Below are 19,047 nucleotides of genomic sequence, written 5' to 3'. Positions count from 1 at the left end.
AGCGCCTCCTCGCTTCTCTGCTCCCCAGCGGCACCCACCCGACACACGGAAGAAGGAACACGTGGCGAACACGATCCTCGAGATGCGGGAGATCACCAAGACGTTCCCCGGCGTCAAGGCCCTGCAGGACGTCACGCTCGAGGTCGAGCGCGGCCAGGTCCACGCGATCTGCGGCGAGAACGGCGCCGGCAAGTCGACGCTGATGAAGGTGCTCTCGGGCGTCTACCCGAGCGGCTCGTTCGACGGCCAGATCCTGCTCGACGGCCAGCCCGTCGACTTCAAGAACATCAACGACTCCGAGGCCGCGGGCGTCGTCATCATCCACCAAGAGCTGGCCCTCAGCCCGTTCCTGTCGATCGCCGAGAACATCTTCCTCGGCAACGAGCAGTCGAAGAACGGCTTCATCGACTGGAACAAGACCAACCTCGACGCCGCCGGCCTCCTGGCCCGCGTCGGCCTGCGCGACAACCCGATCACCAAGGTGGTCGACATCGGAGTCGGCAAGCAGCAGCTGGTCGAGATCGCCAAGGCGCTCTCGAAGCGCGTGAAGATCTTGATCCTGGACGAGCCGACGGCCGCCCTGAACGACGACGACTCGGCGCACCTGCTCGACCTGATCAAGAGCCTGCAGGGGCAGGGCATCACGTCGATCATCATCAGCCACAAGCTGAACGAGATCAAGGCGATCGCCGACAAGGTCACGATCATCCGCGACGGCAAGACGATCGAGACCCTCGACATGCACGCCGACGAGGTGTCCGAAGACCGGATCATCAAGGGCATGGTCGGCCGTGACCTCGAGAGCCGGTACCCCGCCCACGAGTCGAAAGTCGGCGGAGAACTGCTGCGCATCGAGGACTGGACCGTCCACCACCCCCTCGACTCGACGCGCGAGATCATCCACCAGGCCAACCTCACGGTGAAGGCCGGCGAGATCGTCGGCATCGCCGGGCTGATGGGTGCCGGACGCACCGAGCTCGCGATGAGCGTCTTCGGCAAGAGCTACGGCACCGGGATCTCGGGCACCGTCTACAAGCGCGGGCAGAAGATCGACACGTCGACGGTCAGCAAGGCCATCGCCGCGGGTCTGGCCTACGCCACCGAGGACCGCAAGAAGTACGGCCTGAACCTGATCGACGACATCACGCGCAACGTCTCGGGTTCGGCCCTCGGCAAGCTCGCGAACTGGGGCTTCGTCAACCGGTCCGAAGAGAGCACCGTCGCCGAGCGCTTCCGCAAGAGCATGAACATCAAGGCGCCCACCGTGGCGTCGGTGACGGGCAAGCTCTCGGGCGGCAACCAGCAGAAGGTCGTGCTGTCGAAGTGGATGTACGCCGACCCCGACGTGCTGATCCTCGACGAGCCCACCCGCGGCATCGACGTTGGGGCCAAGTACGAGATCTACACGATCATCAACCAGCTCGCCGACGCGGGCAAGGGCGTCATCGTCATCTCGTCCGAGCTGCCCGAACTGCTCGGCATCTGCGACCGCATCTACACCCTCTCGGAGGGACGCATCACGGCCGACGTGCCGATCGCCGAGGCGACCCCCGAATTCCTCCTGAAGTACATGACCCTCGAACGAGAGAGCCCCGTCAATGAGCGCGCCTAGCCCCACCCAGGCCACCGACCCGAAGCCCACGGGCGGGTCGCCCACCTCCCGTCAGCCGCAATCCGGCTCGGGCGGCAACCCGATCGTCGGTGCGGTCTCGTACCTCGGCGGTCAGCTGCGCCAGATCGGCCTGTTCATCGCGCTGATCGTCATCGTGCTGTTCTTCCAGATCACCACGAACGGCATCACGTTGGCGCCGATCAACGTGTCGAACCTGGTCGTGCAGAACAGCTACATCCTGATCCTCGCCATCGGCATGGTGATGGTCATCATCGCCGGCCACATCGACCTCTCGGTCGGGTCCATCGTCGCCTTCACCGGCGCGATGGCCGGCGTCATGATCACGCAGTGGGGCCTGCCCTGGCCGCTCGCCGTGGTGCTCTGCCTGGTGCTCGGCGCCCTGGTCGGGGCCTGGCAGGGCTTCTGGATCGCCTACTTCGGCATCCCGGCGTTCATCGTCACCCTGGCCGGCATGCTCGCGTTCCGCGGTGCCGCCCAGATCGCCCTCCAGAGCCAGCAGATCTCGCCCTTCCCCCAGGGGTTCCGTGACATCGGATCGGGCTTCCTGCCCGCCTTCGGCACGACCGGTTACGAGCCGCTCACGCTCGTCCTCGGCGCCGTCGCCTCGCTGGCCCTGATCGGCACCGGCCTCCGCGGACGTGCGACGCGTCGCAAGTACCAGCTCGAGGACGAGCCCTTCCTGTGGTTCATCACGAAGATGGTCTTCACGGTCGCCCTCGTCATGTACGTCGGATTCCTGCTCGCCAGCTACTCGGGCACCCCGATCGTGCTGGTCGTGCTCGCCGTGCTCGTCGTCGCGTACTCGATGGTCATGAAGAACTCGGTGTTCGGTCGTCACGTCTACGCGATCGGTGGCAACCTGCACGCCGCCGAGCTGTCCGGCGTCAAGACGAAGCGCGTCACGTTCCTCCTGTTCGTCAACATGGGCGTCATCGCGGCCCTGGCCGGCGTCGTCTTCACCGGTCAGCTCAACCTCGCCAGCCCCAGCGCCGGCAACGGGTTCGAGCTCGACGCCATCGCGGCCGTGTTCATCGGTGGCGCCGCCGTCACCGGTGGCATCGGCACGGTCACCGGCGCCATCGTCGGTGGTCTGATCATCGGCATCCTGAACAACGGCATGTCGATCCTCGGTGTCGGCACCGAGTACCAGTCCCTCATCAAGGGCCTCGTGCTGCTCGCCGCGGTCGCGTTCGACGTCTTCAACAAGCGTCGCGCCGCCTCGTCCGGCAAGTAACGGGTCGCGACCATCCGCGAGAGGCGCGGTTCCCGGTCACGGGAGCCGCGCCTCCTCGTCTCTCCGCCCTCGGGCGGGCATCCGGTCGACCGCAGGAGGCGCGGGTCGGCCGACCAGGACACCGTCGTCCGAAAACCGAACCGAACTAGGATCACCTCGTGGCAACCCTCTTCGACGTCGCGGCCGCGGCCGGCGTCTCGCACCAGACCGTGTCGCGGGTCGTCAACGGCGATCCCACCGTCCGTCCCGCCACCAAGGCCAAGGTCGACGTCGCCATCGACGAGCTCAACTACCGGCCCAGCCTGACCGCCCGCGCCCTGGCCAGCCGCAAGACGAAGTCGCTCGGCGTGATCAGCACGGGGTTCCCGTTCTACGGGCCGTCGAGCACCATGCACGGCTTCAACGGAGCGGCCCGTCGCGCCGGGTACCAGGTGTCGATGGCCACCCTCGACGTCGACGACCGGCAGGGCATGCGCCAGGCGCTCGACTCGCTGGTGGGCCAGAACGTGGCGGCCATCGTGCTCATCGCGCCCGACGCCGAGGCGCTCGAGGTGTTGCGTCGCTCCGGGGTCTCGGTGCCGCTCGTCACCGCCGACAGCGAGGCCGAGGACGGCCACCACACGGTGTCGTTCGACCAGGCCGCCGGGGCCGAGGCCGCCGTCGAGCACCTCGTGTCGCTCGGGCACCGCCGCATCGCCCACGTGGCCGGGCCCGACGGGTGGATGGACGGCCGCGACCGCGAGCGGGGCTGGCGCGAGGCCTGCGCCCGGCTCGGCGTCGACTCGACGGTGCTGCTGCGCGGCGACTGGACTCCGGGCTCGGGTCATCGCATCGGTCGCGAGCTCGCCACCCGCGACGACGTGACGGCCGTGTTCTGCGGCAACGACCAGATGGCGCTCGGGGTCGTGCACGCCTACGTCGACGCCGGTCGCGTCGTGCCGCGCGACGTCAGCATCGTCGGCTTCGCCGCCACCCCGAGGCCGAGCACTTCGTCCCGCCGCTGACCACCGTGCGGCAGGACTTCGAGGCGCTGGGACGCCGTCTCATGACGACCGTCGAGGCCGTGCTCGCCGGCGACGAGGCGCCCGTGGCGGCGCTCGACCCCGAGCTCGTCGTCCGCCGGTCGACGGCGGCCCCCGCCCGCTGACGGGCTCCGACCCGGCCGTGCGAGATTGCACGGTCGCACCCGCTCATGTGAGAATGTGAGCGCTCACTTTCGCATCAGGACAAGGACGTTCCATGGCCGAGCCCGCCACCCCCTCCGACTCGTCGCCCGGGGTCCCCGATCCCGCCGGCAGCTCGGCCGACACGTACGTCGTCGGCGTCGACTACGGCACGCTCAGCGGCCGGGCCGTCGTCGTCCGTGTCCGTGACGGTGCCGAAGTGGCCAGCGCCACGTTCGAGTACCCGCCCGCCGTCGTCGACCGCCCCCGGCCCGGCACGGGCGAGCGTCTGCCCGCCGCCTGGGCCCTCCAGGTGCCGTCCGACTACGTCGACGTGCTGAAGAACGCGGTGCCCGAAGCCCTCCGTGCGTCGGGCGTCGACCCCTCCGCGATCGTCGGCATCGGCACCGACTTCACGGCCTGCACCATGGTGCCGACCACCGCCGACGGCACCCCGCTGAACGAGCTCGACCGCTTCGCCGACCGACCGCACGCCTTCGTCAAGCTGTGGCGTCACCACGCCGCCCAGGGACAGGCCGACCGCATCAACGAGCTGGCCGCCGAACGCGGCGAGTCGTGGCTGCCCCGTTACGGCGGGCTCATCTCGAGCGAGTGGGAGTTCGCCAAGGGCCTGCAGCTGCTCGAAGAGGACCCCGAGGTCTACGCCGCGACCGAGCACTGGGTCGAGGCCGCCGACTGGATCGTCTGGCAGCTCAGCGGGCGCTACGTGCGCAACGCCTGCACCGCCGGGTACAAGGGCATCTACCAGGACGGCGAGTACCCCAGCCGCGAGTTCCTCGCGGCGCTCAACCCCGACTTCGCCGACTTCGCCGAGACCAAGGTCGTGCACGAGATCGGCGCCCTGGGCGACGTCGCGGGCACGCTGACCGCCGAGGCCGCCGGCTGGACGGGCCTGCCCGAGGGCATCGCCGTGGCCGTCGGCAACGTCGACGCGCACGTCACGGCCCCGGCCGCCAAGGCCACCCAGCCCGGTCAGATGGTCGCCATCATGGGCACGAGCACCTGCCACGTCATGAACGGTGACAAGCTGGCCGAGGTGCCCGGCATGTGCGGCGTCGTCGACGGCGGCATCGTGGACGGGCTCTACGGCTACGAGGCGGGCCAGTCCGGTGTCGGCGACATCTTCGCCTGGTACGTGAAGAACCAGGTGCCGCAGTCGTCGGTCGACGCCGCCGCGGCGGCCGGCAAGAGCGTGCACCAGCACCTCACCGACCTCGCCTACGAGCAGCCCGTCGGGGCCCACGGCCTCGTCGCGCTCGACTGGCACAGCGGCAACCGCTCGGTGCTCGTCGACCACGAGCTGAGCGGCGTCATCGTCGGCCAGACGCTCAGCACGACGCCCGAAGAGGGCTACCGCGCGCTGCTCGAGGCCACGGCCTTCGGCACCCGCCGCATCGTGCAGGCCTTCGAAGAGTCCGGCGTGCCGGTCACCGAGTTCATCGCCGCGGGCGGTCTGCTCAAGAACGCCCACCTGATGCAGACCTACAGCGACGTGCTGCGCCTGCCGATCTCGACCATCACGAGCGAGCAGGGTCCCGCCCTCGGGTCGGCCATCCACGCCGCCGTCGCCGCGGGCGCCTACCCCGACATCCGGTCGGCGGCCGAGGCCATGGGCAGCGTCGACCCGGCGACCTACGTGCCCGACGAGGCGGCCGCCGACGCGTACGACGCGCTCTACGCCGAGTACCTCCTGCTGCACGACTGGTTCGGTCGGGGCGGCAACGACGTGATGCACCGCCTGCGCGCGATGCGTCGTGAGGCGACCCGCGCCTCCTCGGGTCCCTCGGCGACCGCCGAGAGTGCCCGGGGTGCGGACGCGGTCGAGCAGGATGCCACCGCCTCGGCCACGAGCGACGCGCAGGTGACCGCATGACCGGCTGGATCGACCGCTCGACGCAGGCGGCCATCGACGCGACGCGAGAAGACGTCGCGACCCTGCACGCCGAGCTCGTGCGTTACGGGCTGGTCGTCTGGACGGGTGGCAACGTCTCGGGTCGTGTGCCCGGCACCGACCTCTTCGTCATCAAGCCGAGCGGCGTGCTCTACGACGACCTGACGGCCGAGAACCAGATCCTCTGCCGTCTCGACGGCACCGTGGTCGAGGGCACGCCGGGCAGCGACCGCAGCCCGTCGAGCGACACCGCCGCTCACGCCTACGTGTACCGCACCATGCCGCACGTCGGGGGAGTGGTGCACACGCACTCCACCTACGCCACGGCCTGGGCCGCGCGCGGCGAGGCGATCCCGTGCGTCATCACGGCGATGGCCGACGAGTTCGGCGGCGAGATCCCCGTCGGGCCGTTCGCCATCATCGGCGACGACTCGATCGGCCGCGGCATCGTCGCGACCCTCGAGGGGCACCGCAGCCGGGCCGTGCTGATGCAGAACCACGGCGTCTTCACCATCGGCAAGGACGCGCGCGACGCGGTCAAGGCCGCCGTCATGACCGAGGACGTCGCGCGGACCGTGCACATCACCCGCCAACTCGGCGAACCCATCCCCATCCCGGCAGAGAGCATCGACGCCCTCTTCGACCGGTACCAGAACGTCTACGGCCAAGCGCCGGCAGGAGAGTTGAAATGACCAGTGACACCCTCGACCCCACCGCCTTCCTCGCCTCGCGAGAGGTGTGGTTCCTCACCGGCAGCCAGGGCCTCTACGGCGAAGAGACCCTCAAGCAGGTCGCCGACCAGTCGCGTGCCATCGCCGACGAGCTCGCCGCGGCCTCGGACGTGCCCGTGCGCCTCGTCTGGAAGCCCGTGCTGACCGACGCCGACGCGATCCGCCGCACCATGCTCGAGGCGAACCTCGACGACTCGGTCATCGGCGTCACGGCCTGGATGCACACGTTCAGCCCGGCCAAGATGTGGATCGGCGGCCTCGACGCCCTGCGCAAGCCGCTGCTTCACCTGCACACGCAGGCGAACGTCGCCCTGCCCTGGGCCGACATCGACTTCGACTTCATGAACCTCAACCAGGCCGCCCACGGCGACCGCGAGTTCGGCTACATGCAGACCCGTCTCGGCGTGCCGCGCAAGACGGTCGTCGGCCACGTCAGCGACCCGCGCGTGCAGCAGCAGGTGGGCACGTGGATGCGCGCCGCCGCAGGGGCCTCGGCCATGCGCTCGCTCAAGCTGGCCCGCTTCGGCGACAACATGCGCTTCGTCGGCGTGACCGAGGGTGACAAGACCGAGGCCGAGCTGGCCTTCGGCGTCCAGGTCAACACCTGGGGCGTCAACGAGCTGGCCGAGGCCGTCGCGGCGGCGTCCGAGTCGGCGATCGACGAGCTCGTCTCCGTGTACGAGGCCGAGTACGACGTCGTGCCCGCGCTGCGTGCGGGCGGCGAGCGTCACCAGTCGCTGCGTGACGGCGCGGCGATCGAGATCGGTCTGCGGTCCTTCCTCGAGGCCGGCGGGGTCAGCGCGTTCACCCCGAACTTCGAAGCCCCGGGCGCCCTGAAGCAGCTGCCCGGCCCCGCGGTCCAGCGTCTGATGGCCGAGGGCTACGGCTTCGGGGCCGAGGGCGACTGGAAGACCTCGGTGCTGGTGCGTGCGGCCAACGTGATGGGCGCCGGGTTGCCGGGTGGCGCCTCCTTGATGGAGGACTACACGTACCACCTCGTGCCCGGCGAGGAGAAGATCCTCGGGGCCCACATGCTCGAGGTCAGCCCGGCGCTGACGTCGGGCCGCGCCTCGCTCGAGGTGCACGCACTCGGCATCGGCGGCAAGGACGACCCGGTGCGCCTGGTCTTCTCGGCGGACCCCGGCCCGGCCGTCGTCGTCGCGATGAGCGACGTGCGCGACCGGTTCCGCCTGACGGTCAACGTGGTCGACGTGGTCGACCCCGACGAGGACCTGCCGAACCTGCCGGTGGGGCGCGCGGTGTGGAAGCCCCGCCCGTCGTTCGCCGTGTCGGCCGAGGCGTGGCTGACGGCCGGAGCCGCGCACCACACGGTGATGTCGACCGCGGTCGGGCTCGAGGCGTTCGAAGACCTCGCGCGCATCGTCGAGACCGAGCTGCTCGTCATCGACGAGGACACCCGCATCCGCGACTTCCGTCACGAGGTCGCCTGGAACGCCGCGTACCACCGCCTCGCCCGCGGCCTGTAGGCCTCGCGGCCGGCTCGCGCGTCTCGCGCGGTTCGCACAACGAGTGGTCCCGGATCGTCCTTCGCCCCTCGGCGAAGGACAGTTCGGGACCACTCGTTTCCGGTCTCGGGGCATACGGCGACGCCCGTCGTTGTTCACCCCCGCATGAGCATTCCCCTCTCGATCCTCGACCTCGCCCCCGTCGCACCCGGTCAGACCGTGCGCGAGAGCTTCGCGGCCTCCGTGGCCCTGGCGCAGCAGGCCGAGGCGAGCGGGTACCGGCGGGGCTCGCACGCCCAGCCCCACAACAAGGCGGCCCTCCCCTCGAGCGCGACGTCGGTGCTCATCGCCCACATCGCGAGCCAGACCTCGACGATCCGTCTCGGCTCCGGCGGCGTCATGCTGCCGAACCACTCGCCACTGGCCATCGCCGAGCAGTTCGGCACCCTCGAGACCCTGCACCCGGGCCGCATCGACCTCGGCCTCGGCCGCGCCCCCGGCAGCGACCAGGCCACGTTCCGCGCCATGCGCCGCGACCCCTCGTCGTCCGAGCGCTTCCCGCAGGACGTCGTCGAGTTGCAGGCCTTCCTCGCGGGGGAGTCCCGCGTCGCGGGCGTCCAGGCCGTCCCCGGTGCCGGTACGAACGTGCCGCTGTACATCCTCGGCTCGTCGCTCGTCGGCGCGAAGCTCGCCGCCGCCCTCGGTCTGCCCTACGCCTTCGCCGCGCGCTTCGCGCCCGGCGACCTGATCGACGCCGTCTCGGCCTACCGCCGAGAGTTCCAGCCGTCCACCCAGCTCAGCGAGCCGTACGTGCTCGCCGCCGTCAACGCGGTCGTCGCCGACGACGCGGACGAGGCCGACGCCCAGTTCGCCACCATGAAGCGTCAACGTCTGATGATGCTGCTGCGCCAGAGCGGCCAGATCGACCCGACGCGCGAGTTCGGTGACGACGAACTCGACCACCTGCTGCGCACCCCGGTCGGCCAGCACGTCCAGACCATGACGACCTACACCGCCGTCGGCACGCCCGGCGACGCCCGAGAGTACATGGAGCAGTTCGCCCGCACCGCCCAGGCCGACGAGCTGATCGTCGCGCACGCGGCCTCGTCGACGGAGGCGCGCCTCCGGTCGGTCGCGCTCCTCGCCGACGCGATGCAGCTGGTCCCCGCCGCCGCGTAGCACGCCGCGCCATCGGGGGAGACGCGCTGCGCCCTGCCCGCCGGACACCGCCGAGTGGACGAGACACCGTGACATGCGACGGTGCCGAGTCTGCTCGGCGGTGCTCTCGTCGTCGCAGCCCGTGGCTACGCCACGACGGCTACGGCGCGGTGAAGAGGAAGACGAGGACGACGGCGACCGGCTGCAGCGCCGCACCGCCGGGCAGCATGGTCCGGCGCAACCACGGCCGCGACGAGATCGCGGGCGTGCCGAGCACGGGGCTGAGTGGCATGAGCAGCCGGAAGAGGCTCTGCTGCGGCAGGAACACCGCGACGAGGTAGGCGAAGAACCCCGCGACGAAGGCGACGACCTCGTGGCCGAGCCGCAGGGTCGAGCGGCGGGTCATCCAGAACGTGAACGACGCGACGATGGCCAGTACGAGCACGACGCCCCCGATGCCCAACCAGCGGCCCGCCAGCAGGAACCACGGCGTCAACGGCACGAACGCCGGGCGGCCGACGTAGTCGACCCACCAGGCCATCTCGGTCTCGAGGTAGGCGTCCGACTGGCCCGTGACCACGTGGGCGACGACCGGCCAGGCGAGTCCCGCCGCGGCCATCGCCAGCCCCGCCACGACGATCGTCGTCAGCTCGTGCTTGGGCATCCGACCGCCGACGACGAACTCGCGCAGCCCGGCCCAGGCGCGTCGGGCCGACGTGCGGGCGGCGAGGACGGGTGCAGGAGGCGCGGGGTCGACCCCGGCGATCCGCGGCGTCCGGGCGTCCCCGGCCGCCCGCGCCGGCGCCCCGGTGGGCGCGGCGGCTGCGGCGGCGGTGGCCCGGCCCGCGCCCGCCCCCGCCCGCGGGCCCCCGGGCCGCCCCCGCCCGGGGTGCCAGCGCCCGATCAGGGGGATGCCCAGCGCCAACGCCAGGGCGGGCGCCCCGGGTCGGACGCACGACGCCACGATGCCCGCCGCCGCCACGAGTGGGTAGTTCCGTCGCTGCATGGCGAGAAGGCCGCCGAACATCAGCAGCAGGAAGAGGCTCTCGGCGTAGCCGACCGACATGACGAAGGCCATCGGCCCGAAGCAGAACAGCAGCACGGCCCAGAGGGCGCCGGTGTGTCCGACCTTCGTCACGAGCAGGCGGTGGAGGACGATCGCCGCACCGGCACCGAACACGGTGGCGAGCAGCGGGGCGGCGACGATGAAGTCCATGCCCGTGGCCACCATCAGCAGGTGGCAGAGGTACGGGAAGACCGGCAGGAACGCCCACTCGTTCGGCAGCACCTCGCCGGTCGCGTCGGTGGGCAGGGTCGACGGGTAGCCGTGCAACGCGATGGTGCGGTACCGGTCGGCGTCCCACGACGACGTGAAGTCGAGGAAGCTGCGGTCGCTTCCCGGCGTGATGAAGGTCGCACCGGCCAGTTTCGCGACCTCGTAGACGGCGAAGAGGACGCTCGTCGAGAACAGCCGCGACGCGAGGTAGACGACCAGCACGCTGCGCCAGCTGCCCGAGAACCGACCGGCGAGATCGACCGAGAAAGCGGGTCGGCGCAGCCTCGCCGCCGACGGCGACGCGATCGTCTCGCGGCTCACCGCCCCGCCCCGTGTCCGGTCATCTGGACGACGCTACCAAGAGTCGGCTGGGACGGGGCAAGATCGACACGTGCCCCTTCCGTCCTTCGCCGCCCTCGGGATCGACGACGTGGCGGTCGCGGTCTACCGTCATGTCGTCGCCGGGGCCGGGGTGGCGGACGCCGCGGGAACGGCGGCCGGGCCGACGCCCGAGGCCGTGGCACGGGCCGTGCACCTCGACGAGGCGACGGCCCTGGCCGCCCTGGAGCGCCTCCGTTCGCTCGGGCTCGTCCAACGGTCGGCGGGTGGCGAGGGCTACGGGGCCGTCGACCCGCGCGTGGCCGTCCCGGCCGTCGTCGCGGCGCGCGCCGACGCGCTCGTCGCGGTGCGGGCGGCGGTGCCCGCGCTCGGGGCGCTCTTCGGCGGGGGGCGCCGCCCGCACGAGGCGGACGAGCTGGCCCGGGTAGTCGTCGGTCAGGCGGCCGTGGGCGACTGGTACTCGCGGCTCGAGCGCCGCGCGACCCCCGACTTCGGCGCCTGCGGCCGGCCGCCTTACGTGGTCGCGTCGAACGAGTCCACCCAACGGGTCGCCCGCGGGCGCGGGGTGCGCTGGCGGGCGGTCTACACGGTCGCCAGCATCTCGGCCGACGGCAGCCGGCAGGGCGTGCACCGCCTCGGCGCCGACGGCGAAGAGGCCCGCATCACCCACGACCTGCCGGCCAAGCTCGCCGTCGCCGACCGCCGCGTCGCCCTCGTCTCGATCGGCCACGCCCCCGACCGGCCCGAGGCCCTCGTGACCGAGTCCGAACCGCTCGTCGCCGCGCTCCACGACCTGTTCGAGGCCCGGTGGCGCAGCGCGTTGCCCGTGCCGGGCACCCCGGGTGCCGGTCGCGCCGCGGTCGACTGGGCTTCGGTGGCCGCGCGACTGGCGGCGTCGTCGTCGACCATGACGTCGCCGTCCGGCGTCGCCACCCCGACCCCGGACCAGGAGGCGCGGCTCGCGATGCGACCTCCCACCCCCGCCGAGCGCGACCTGCTCGCCCTCGTGGCGGCGGGGGCGACCGACGAGGGGATCGCGGGGCAGCTCGGCATCTCGTCCCGCACGCTCCGGCGGCGCCTCCACTCCCTCTTCGACGAGCTCGGCGCGAGCAACCGGTTCCACGCCGGAGTCGAGGCCGCCCGTCGGGGCTGGGTCTGAGTCAGGCGACTTCCAGCCTGCTCACGGCTCACCCATCGAGTTGCCTCGGTAGCGTCCCGGACGTGACCGTCCTGCCCCGTCTCGAGCCGTCGTGCTGAGGTTCTCGCTGGTGTCCGCCGGCACCCTCGCCGCCGTCTACGCGGGGGCCGGGACGCTCGTGGTCCTGACGCTGCGTCGCCCACGCCGGGCGCGCAGCTGGTGGCGGTGGGTCGTCGGGGCCGCAGCCCTGGGGGCCGGGCTGGGCGCGCTGGTCACCTGGTGGCTCGGAGACGTCGAGGACGTCCTCGACGTCCCGCCCACCTGGGTCGACCGGCTCTGGGTCGGGGCCCTGCTGGTGGTCGTCGGCACGGCCGTGGTCGCCGTGGTCCGTGGAGGCGCCGGCCGCCGAGTGCTCGCCGTGTCGACGGTCGTCGTGACGGCCCTCGCCACGGGACTCGCGATCAACCGGGACGGGGGGCTCTTCCCGACCGTGGGAGCGTTGCTCGGCATCTCGGACGTCCCGGCGCTCGTCGTCCCGGCCGCGCAGACGGCGGCGGTGCGGGCCGGCCGGACGTCGACCCCGGCCGCCCCCGACCTCGGTCGCACCTGGCGGGCACCCGCCGACCTGCCGTCGCGGGGACGGCTCGGCAGCGTCGCCATCCCGGCGACCGTGTCCCACTTCGACGCGCGGGACGCCCTCGTGTACCTGCCGCCCGCCGCGCTCGTGGCCGATCCGCCGCCCCTGCCCGTCGACGTCGTCCTGTCCGGACAGGGCCCGGGTGCCGCCCCCGAGAACCTCGTCGACGCGGGGCGGATGGTCGAGACGCTCGACACCGTCGCCCACGCGCACGACGGCCTCGCGCCGATCGTCGTCATGCCCGACCAGCTCGAGCGACCGACGAACAACCCGATGTGCGTCGACGGCCCGCTCGGGCACAGCGAGACCTACCTGACGGTCGACGTGCCCCGGTGGATCACGAGCCACCTCTCGGTCCAGGCACCCGGCCGGGCCTGGGCGGTCTCGGGCTTCTCGCAGGGCGGCACCTGCTCGCTCCAACTGGCGGCGGGGCACCCCGAGCTCTTCGCCTCGTTCGTCGACGTCTCGGGCCAGATCGGGCCGCGGCTCGACGGGGGAGCGTGGGCGACGGTGGAGCGCGGCTTCGGCGGCGACCGGGCGGCCTACTCCGCGGCCCAGCCGCTGGCCGTGCTGGCCGCACGAGCCCCCTACGCCGACAGTGCCGGGTTCTTCGCGGTCGGCGGGACCGACTCTCGCTACGGGCCCGTGATGCCCGTCGTCTCGGCGGCCGCCCGGGCAGCGGGCATGGACGTCACGCGCGAGGTGGTACCCCGCAGCGGCCACGACTGGGCCACGGCGTCGCGCGGGCTCGGCACAGGGACCGCGTGGGTGGTGGCTCGGCTCGGGCTGACGAGGCCGTAGCGGGGTGCGGCGAGGCGACCGTCCGCCGAAGGGGGGACGGCGTCGGTGCCCCACCCGCGCCTCCTCGTGTGAACTCTCTGGCCGAAGCAGGTCAGTGGCCGGTTTCGGCCATGGCCCCCACTAGAGGGACACGGACATTCACAGGTAGTTCTTATGGATCGACCGCGGCCCGGGGCCGCGGCGCACCCCCGACAGCGCGTCCCGGACGACGTGCATCGAAAGGCGATCCGTGATCACACCATCCGGCCGCCGCAGGCCGACCGCTCCGCCCCGCACCCGTCTCCGTGGCGGTTTCGCCACCCTCCTGGCCACCGGCGTCGTCGCCGCGGGCCTCGTCGCGGTGCCGGCCACCGCCTCCTTCGCCGCGGACGGCCCGGCCGTCGTGGGCGACAGCCAGTTCGCCGACGGCAAGTACATCGTCACGCTGCGCGAGCCGGCGGCCGCGACCTACGAGGGCGGGCAGCCGGGCCTCGCCCGCACCGCCGTGCCCGAGGGCAGCGACCTCGACGCGCAGAGCGCTCCCGTGCAGGACTACGCCGAGCACCTGAAGGGTGTCCAGCAGGACGTCGCTGCGGCGGCCGGCGCGACGGTCGAGGCGAGCTACGCCATCACGACGAACGCCTTCGCGGCCGACCTCACGGCCGCCCAGGCCGCGAAGCTCGCGAGCGACCCCTCGGTCGCCGCCGTCTCGAAGAACGAGCTGCTCAAGCTGCAGGCGACACCGTCGACCGAGTTCCTCGGCCTCGGCGACGCCCAGGGGAACGGCGGCGTCTGGGACGCCGTCGGCGGACGCGCGAAGGCCGGCGAGGGAGTCGTCGTCGGCATCATCGACTCGGGCATCGCGGCGGGCAACGCCTCGTTCGCCGGTGACCCCCTGGGGTCGGCCAGCGACACCGAGCCCCACCTCGACGGCGACCGGACCGTCTTCGCCAAGGGCGACGGGGGCACCTTCACCGGCGTGTGCCAGACCGGCGTGCAGTTCGACGCGGGCGACTGCAACACGAAGCTGATCGGTGCGCGCTACTTCGTCGACGGCTTCGGCGTCGGCAACATCGGCACCGAGGAGCAGGGCGAGTACCTGTCACCCCGTGACGGCAACGGCCACGGCTCGCACACGGCGTCGACCGCCGCGGGCAACGCCGACGTCGAGGCCACCATCGGCGACCGCTCGTTCGGCACCGTCTCGGGCGCCGCCCCAGCCGCCAAGATCGCGGCCTACAAGGTCTGCTGGGACGGCCCCGACCGCGTCGCCACCGACGACGACGGCTGCGCCACGCTCGACCTGATCGCCGCCATCGCGGCCGCGGTCACCGCCGGCGTCGACGTCATCAACTACTCGATCGGCGGGGGCGGGCCCCCGGGCACCCCCGCGCCCCCCCACGGGCGTTCCTCGGCGCGGCCCGGCCGGCGTCTGGGTGGCGGCCGCGGCGGGCAACGGCGGCCCGACCGCCCCGACCGCCGACAACGCTGCGCCGTGGATCACCACGGTCGCGGCGTCCACCATCCCCAGCTACAGCGCGACGGTCCAGACCGCCGACGGCACGGACTACCTGGGCGGCTCGATCACCGTGCCCACCGGCACCGACGGCCTGACGGGCGACTTCGTCTCGTCGCCCGCCGTCGCGGCCGCCGGGGCCGCCACCACCGCGGTGACCCTCTGCGCGCCGGACCCGCCCGACCCGGCGAAGGCCGCCGGCACGATCGTGCTCTGCGCCCGCGGCGTCTACGACCGCACGGCCAAGTCGGCCGAGGTCGAGCGCGCCGGCGGCATCGGCATGGTGCTCGTCAACCCGACGAGCAGCCCGGTCGACCTCGACGAGCACGCCGTCCCCACCGCCCACCTCCACGCCGACGACTACGACGCGATCCACGCGCACGCCGCCACCGAAGGGGCCGCCGCCCCCCTGCTCGCCGGCACCCCGGGCGCCTGCCCGCGCCCGCCACCCCGCAGATCGCCGGCTTCTCGCCGCGCGGACCGGTGCCCGCCGACGGCGGCAACCTGCTGACGCCCGACATCTCGGCCCCCGGCGTGGCGATCCTCGCCGACGGCGCCAACGCGAAGGGTGAGCCCGGCACGTACGAGTTCCTCTCGGGCACGTCGATGTCGTCCCCGCACATCGCCGGTCTGGCCGCGCTCTACCTCTCGAAGAGCGTGCACCCCGACTGGACCCCCGACGAGGTCAAATCGGCCATGATGACGACCGCCTACGACCTCGTCGGCGAGGACGGCGCTCCGAGCCAGGACGTCTTCGCCCAGGGCGCCGGGCACGTCGACCCGACCGCGTTCCTCGAACCCGGGCTGCTCTACGAGAACGGGCCGACCGACTGGCAGGCCTACGTCGACTCGATCGACACCGTCGAGGGCACCGACTCGTCGCTCAACCTCGCGTCGATCAGCGTCGGCTCGCTGGCCGGCACCGCCCAGGTCACCCGCACCGTCACCTCGACCGAGGCGGGCACCTACACGGTCGCCCCGATCGAGATGGACGGCGTCACGGCCACGGTCGAACCCTCGACGTTGACGTTCGGCGCCGCGGGCGAGGAGCAGGACTACACGGTCACCTTCACCCGCACGACGGCCGCGCTCGACCAGTTCGCCACCGGCTACCTGACCTGGTCCGACGGAACCCACGACGTGCGCAGCCCGCCCGCCGTGCGCCCCGCCCAGCTGCAGGCCCCGGCCGAGGCGACCGGTGAGGGCGCCACGGGCGAGAAGGCGTTCGACGTCACGGCCGGAGACGCCCTCGAGCTGCCGCTCACGACCGAGGGCCTCGCCGCCGGGCAGGTCACGACCGGTTCGGGCACGGCGGGCGCCGCGGCGGCCGGACGCCGGTCACGATCGCCGCGGGCACCCCCCACGCGCGCTTCGTGCTCGACAGCGCGGACGACACGGCGGACCTCGACCTGCTGCTCTACACGGCCGGCGCCGACGGTGCGCCCGACCAGCTCGCGGCCTCCTCGGCGACGGGTTCGGCGGACGAGCAGATCGACCTCGACGCCCCCGCGGCGGGCGAGTACGTCCTGCTGGTCGACTTCTACAGCGGTGCCGGTCAGCTCGACTACACGCTGACCTCGTACCTGCTCGACCCGGCGTCGGCCGTCGGCGGCCTCACGGTCGACCCGGCCACCCTCTCGGCCGGACTGGGCGAGACGGCGACGCTGACCGCGTCCTGGACGGGCCTGCCCTACGAGCAGACCTTCCTCGGTCGCGTCGCGTACGGCGAGACCGGGCAGGTCACCTACCTCACGGTCGCCTCGGGCGAAGAGCCCGAGACGCCCACCGAGCCGGGCCCCGGCCCGGGCCCCGGCCCGGGTCAGCCCGGCCACCCCGGCGGCTGGAGCCTCGGCGACATCCTGCAGTGGATCTGGAACGCCCTCGGCGACCTCTTCCACGGCTGGTTCCCGTGGCGCGGGTAGCACCCGCGGCCTGACGGCCTGACCCACCCCGAGGCGGTGGTCACCTTCCCTGGCGAAGGCGACCACCGCCTCCTCTCGTCCCCGACCGTCGGCAACTCCTGCCCGGTGCGGCGGCGCGGCTCGCCTGCCCGGGTGTCCCGGCCCGTGGTGCGGCAGGAGGCAGGAGTTGCCGGCGGGGCCCGGGGGGTGGCGGCAACCCCTGCCCGGTGCGGCGGCGCGGCTCGCCTGCCCGGGGTCGCGGCCCGGGGTGCGGGGGGAGGAAGGGGGTGCCCACGGGGGCGACCGCGGGGCCCCGCCGGGCGGCCGTCCCCCCGGTACGGGTCGATCGTCCCCCGCCGCGGGTGGCTCGGGGGACCTTCGGCGTCGCCCGTTCCTCGTCCGGGTGATCTGTCCCCCGAATGGTGGACACTGTCAGGACCCCGGCCCTAGTTTGGGTGTCACCCGAGACGTGACGATCCCTGTTCACCCGACCCCGGCGCCGTACCCGAACACGGCGCCGGGGGAGCAGGTCGAGGCGCGCGTCTACCCCACCCGAAAAAGGCACCACCATGCATTCGCTCACCCTCGCGGGGTCTCCCCGTCGCGGGCGGAGGGCCCTGCGCCTGTCCGCCGCGCTGCTCGCCACCCTCGCCCTCGCCGGCACCGCCGCCCTGACCGGCACCGCGGCTCCGGCCCGGGCCGCCGAGATCGACGGCGCCATCACGGACGTGACGGTCACCCCGACGACGCCGAAACAGGGGACCCAGCTCACCACGACGATCGCCTGGCAGGTGCCTGACGACACCATGGCCGGTGACACCTTCACGCTGACGCTCAGCGAGCACCTGAAGAACCTGCCCACCGACTTCGCGCTCCGCGACCCCGCCACCGGTGCAGTCGTGGCCGACGCCACCGTCGTCGGGACGCGCCCCTACGTGATCACCTTCACGATGACCGCCTACGCCGAGGATCACCTCAACGTCAGCGGCCAGGCCTTCGTCACCTCCGACTTCGAGGGACGCACCACCCCCTCGGGCGTGCCCACCCCCTTCACGTCGACCACGAACGACGGACGCGACTTCACGACCGTCGTCACCCCGACCGGTGTGATGCGAGGCCTCGACCAGCCCACCAAGTACGGCACGTACACCGCCGCCGACCAGGGACGGTCCACGGCCGCCCGCTTCCTCACCTGGCACGTGCTCACCCCGCTCGGAGCCTTCGACTCGGCCACGACCACGGACGTCGTCCCCGCCGGCCAGGCCTGGACCTACGACTGCGACACCGCCGTCTTCGACTCCGTCCGCGTCAAGGCCGACGGGAGCTTCGCCGCCCCTGTCACGGTCACGCCCACGTCGTTCAGCTGCTCGCCCGCCGGCTTCACCGTGAACTGGGGTGCACAGGTCGTGAACGTGCAGGATCGCGTCAACATCGCCGTGAGCCTCCCCGCGCCGACCGGCACCGCGACGCCCGCCCAGACGTTCACCAACCGCGCGACGGTGTCGACCGTCGTCGGCGGCGTCACCACCACCGGCGCGGTCAGCTCGTCCAAGACCCAGGCTCCCGCCGGTGGTGAAGGCAGCGGCGACGTCCCCGCCCCCGCCGTGACCATCACCAAGGGTGACGCCGCGGGCAACGCGGCCGACACGGCCGCCGCCGCCGTCGTCCTCTCCGACGGGACCGCCTCGCTGGCCTACCGCGTGACCAACACGGGTGCCGACGCTCTCGCCGACGTCACGGTCTCGGACGAGGTCCTGGCCAACGGCACCGTCGACGGACTCAGCTGCGACTTCGCGCCCCTCGGCGGCCCGGCGACCGGCGTCACGTGGGCCGGCCCGTTCGCGGTCGGAGCCTCCTTCGACCGCACCGCCGCTCTGACGGGCGTCACTGCCGGTGACGTCGACCACCACGACGTCGGCACCGTGACGGCCCGTGGCATCGAGTCCGGCGAGGCCGTGTCCGCCTCGAACGCCTGGTTCGCCCGAGTCGCCGCCGCGGCAGGCACGCCCACCACGCCGTCGGCCTCCCCGACGACGAACCCCGCAGCGCTCGCCGCTCCCGTGGCGGGTCCCCCCCCCCCCGCCCCCCCCGCCCCCCCCCTCCCGCCGCCCCCTCCCCCCGCCCCCGCCCCCGCGCACCCGGCCCCCCTCCCCCCCGCCGCGC

12 protein-coding genes and 3 pseudogenes are annotated in these 19,047 nt (G+C 72.7%); 14 read left to right on the top strand and 1 reads right to left on the bottom strand.

The window, feature by feature from the left end; translation table 11 throughout:
- Window positions 1-61: 61 nt before the first annotated feature.
- The 7 genes and pseudogenes from mmsA to AEQ27_RS15410 all read left to right on the top strand — a co-directional run bounded on the left by mmsA (window position 62) and on the right by AEQ27_RS15410 (window position 9,318).
- Entirely contained in the window at window positions 62-1,612 is a 1,551-nt protein-coding gene (mmsA, locus tag AEQ27_RS15440; protein WP_054147477.1) for a multiple monosaccharide ABC transporter ATP-binding protein, read from the top strand.
- A complete protein-coding gene (gene mmsB, locus AEQ27_RS15435; RefSeq protein WP_082383656.1) occupies window positions 1,599-2,867 on the top strand; it encodes a multiple monosaccharide ABC transporter permease in 1,269 nt (422 codons plus the stop codon). The genes mmsA and mmsB overlap by 14 nt, the downstream gene beginning before the upstream one ends.
- A 158-nt stretch (window positions 2,868-3,025) precedes the next feature.
- A pseudogene (locus AEQ27_RS15430) lies at window positions 3,026-4,014 on the top strand (LacI family DNA-binding transcriptional regulator).
- A gap of 92 nt (window positions 4,015-4,106) precedes the next feature.
- Window positions 4,107-5,924: a ribulokinase gene (araB, locus tag AEQ27_RS15425; protein WP_054147475.1), complete on the top strand. Its 1,818-nt coding sequence runs from the start codon at window positions 4,107-4,109 to the stop codon at window positions 5,922-5,924.
- A complete protein-coding gene (locus tag AEQ27_RS15420) occupies window positions 5,921-6,634 on the top strand; it encodes an L-ribulose-5-phosphate 4-epimerase (protein WP_043595113.1) in 714 nt (237 codons plus the stop codon). The genes araB and AEQ27_RS15420 overlap by 4 nt, the downstream gene beginning before the upstream one ends.
- Window positions 6,631-8,160, top strand: a complete 1,530-nt coding sequence (gene araA, locus AEQ27_RS15415; protein ID WP_054147474.1) for an L-arabinose isomerase — start codon at window positions 6,631-6,633, stop codon at window positions 8,158-8,160. The genes AEQ27_RS15420 and araA overlap by 4 nt, the downstream gene beginning before the upstream one ends.
- Before the next feature lie 144 nt (window positions 8,161-8,304).
- Window positions 8,305-9,318: an LLM class flavin-dependent oxidoreductase gene (locus tag AEQ27_RS15410; protein ID WP_054147473.1), complete on the top strand. Its 1,014-nt coding sequence runs from the start codon at window positions 8,305-8,307 to the stop codon at window positions 9,316-9,318.
- 139 nt (window positions 9,319-9,457) lie between these two features.
- Here the strand turns inward: AEQ27_RS15410 and AEQ27_RS15405 are convergent, their stop codons facing one another.
- Entirely contained in the window at window positions 9,458-10,894 is a 1,437-nt protein-coding gene (locus AEQ27_RS15405) for a mannosyltransferase family protein (protein WP_054147472.1), read from the bottom strand.
- Window positions 10,895-10,964: 70 nt separating this feature from the next.
- Here AEQ27_RS15405 and AEQ27_RS15400 point away from each other — a divergent pair, with 70 nt between their 5' ends.
- From AEQ27_RS15400 to AEQ27_RS18145, 7 genes and pseudogenes are all read left to right on the top strand, one after another.
- The gene (locus tag AEQ27_RS15400; protein WP_054147471.1) at window positions 10,965-12,071 is read left to right on the top strand and encodes a helix-turn-helix transcriptional regulator; all 1,107 of its coding nucleotides are present in this window, start codon (window positions 10,965-10,967) and stop codon (window positions 12,069-12,071) included.
- Between the two features lie 109 nt (window positions 12,072-12,180).
- A complete protein-coding gene (locus AEQ27_RS15395) occupies window positions 12,181-13,488 on the top strand; it encodes an alpha/beta hydrolase family protein (protein ID WP_152970412.1) in 1,308 nt (435 codons plus the stop codon).
- Between the two features lie 229 nt (window positions 13,489-13,717).
- Window positions 13,718-14,824: pseudogene (locus AEQ27_RS18845) on the top strand (S8 family serine peptidase); the annotation flags it as partial.
- 79 nt (window positions 14,825-14,903) lie between these two features.
- Entirely contained in the window at window positions 14,904-15,494 is a 591-nt protein-coding gene (locus AEQ27_RS18840; RefSeq protein ID WP_369813669.1) for a PA domain-containing protein, read from the top strand.
- A pseudogene (locus AEQ27_RS18835) lies at window positions 15,416-16,132 on the top strand (S8 family serine peptidase); the annotation flags it as partial. The gene AEQ27_RS18840 and the pseudogene AEQ27_RS18835, both read left to right, overlap by 79 nt.
- Window positions 16,133-16,356: 224 nt before the next feature.
- Window positions 16,357-16,905, top strand: coding sequence for a hypothetical protein (locus tag AEQ27_RS18830; RefSeq protein ID WP_235451129.1), 549 nt, complete (start codon window positions 16,357-16,359; stop codon window positions 16,903-16,905).
- Between the two features lie 548 nt (window positions 16,906-17,453).
- On the top strand, window positions 17,454-19,047 hold a 1,594-nt coding region (locus tag AEQ27_RS18145), incomplete at its 3' end, for an Ig-like domain-containing protein (protein WP_235451128.1).

Origin of the sequence: Frigoribacterium sp. RIT-PI-h, from assembly GCF_001297205.1 — a bacterium.
Lineage (GTDB): Bacteria > Actinomycetota > Actinomycetes > Actinomycetales > Microbacteriaceae > Frigoribacterium.
Note: the sequence above shows the minus strand (reverse complement) of the source record. Positions and strands in the feature narration are given on the sequence as shown.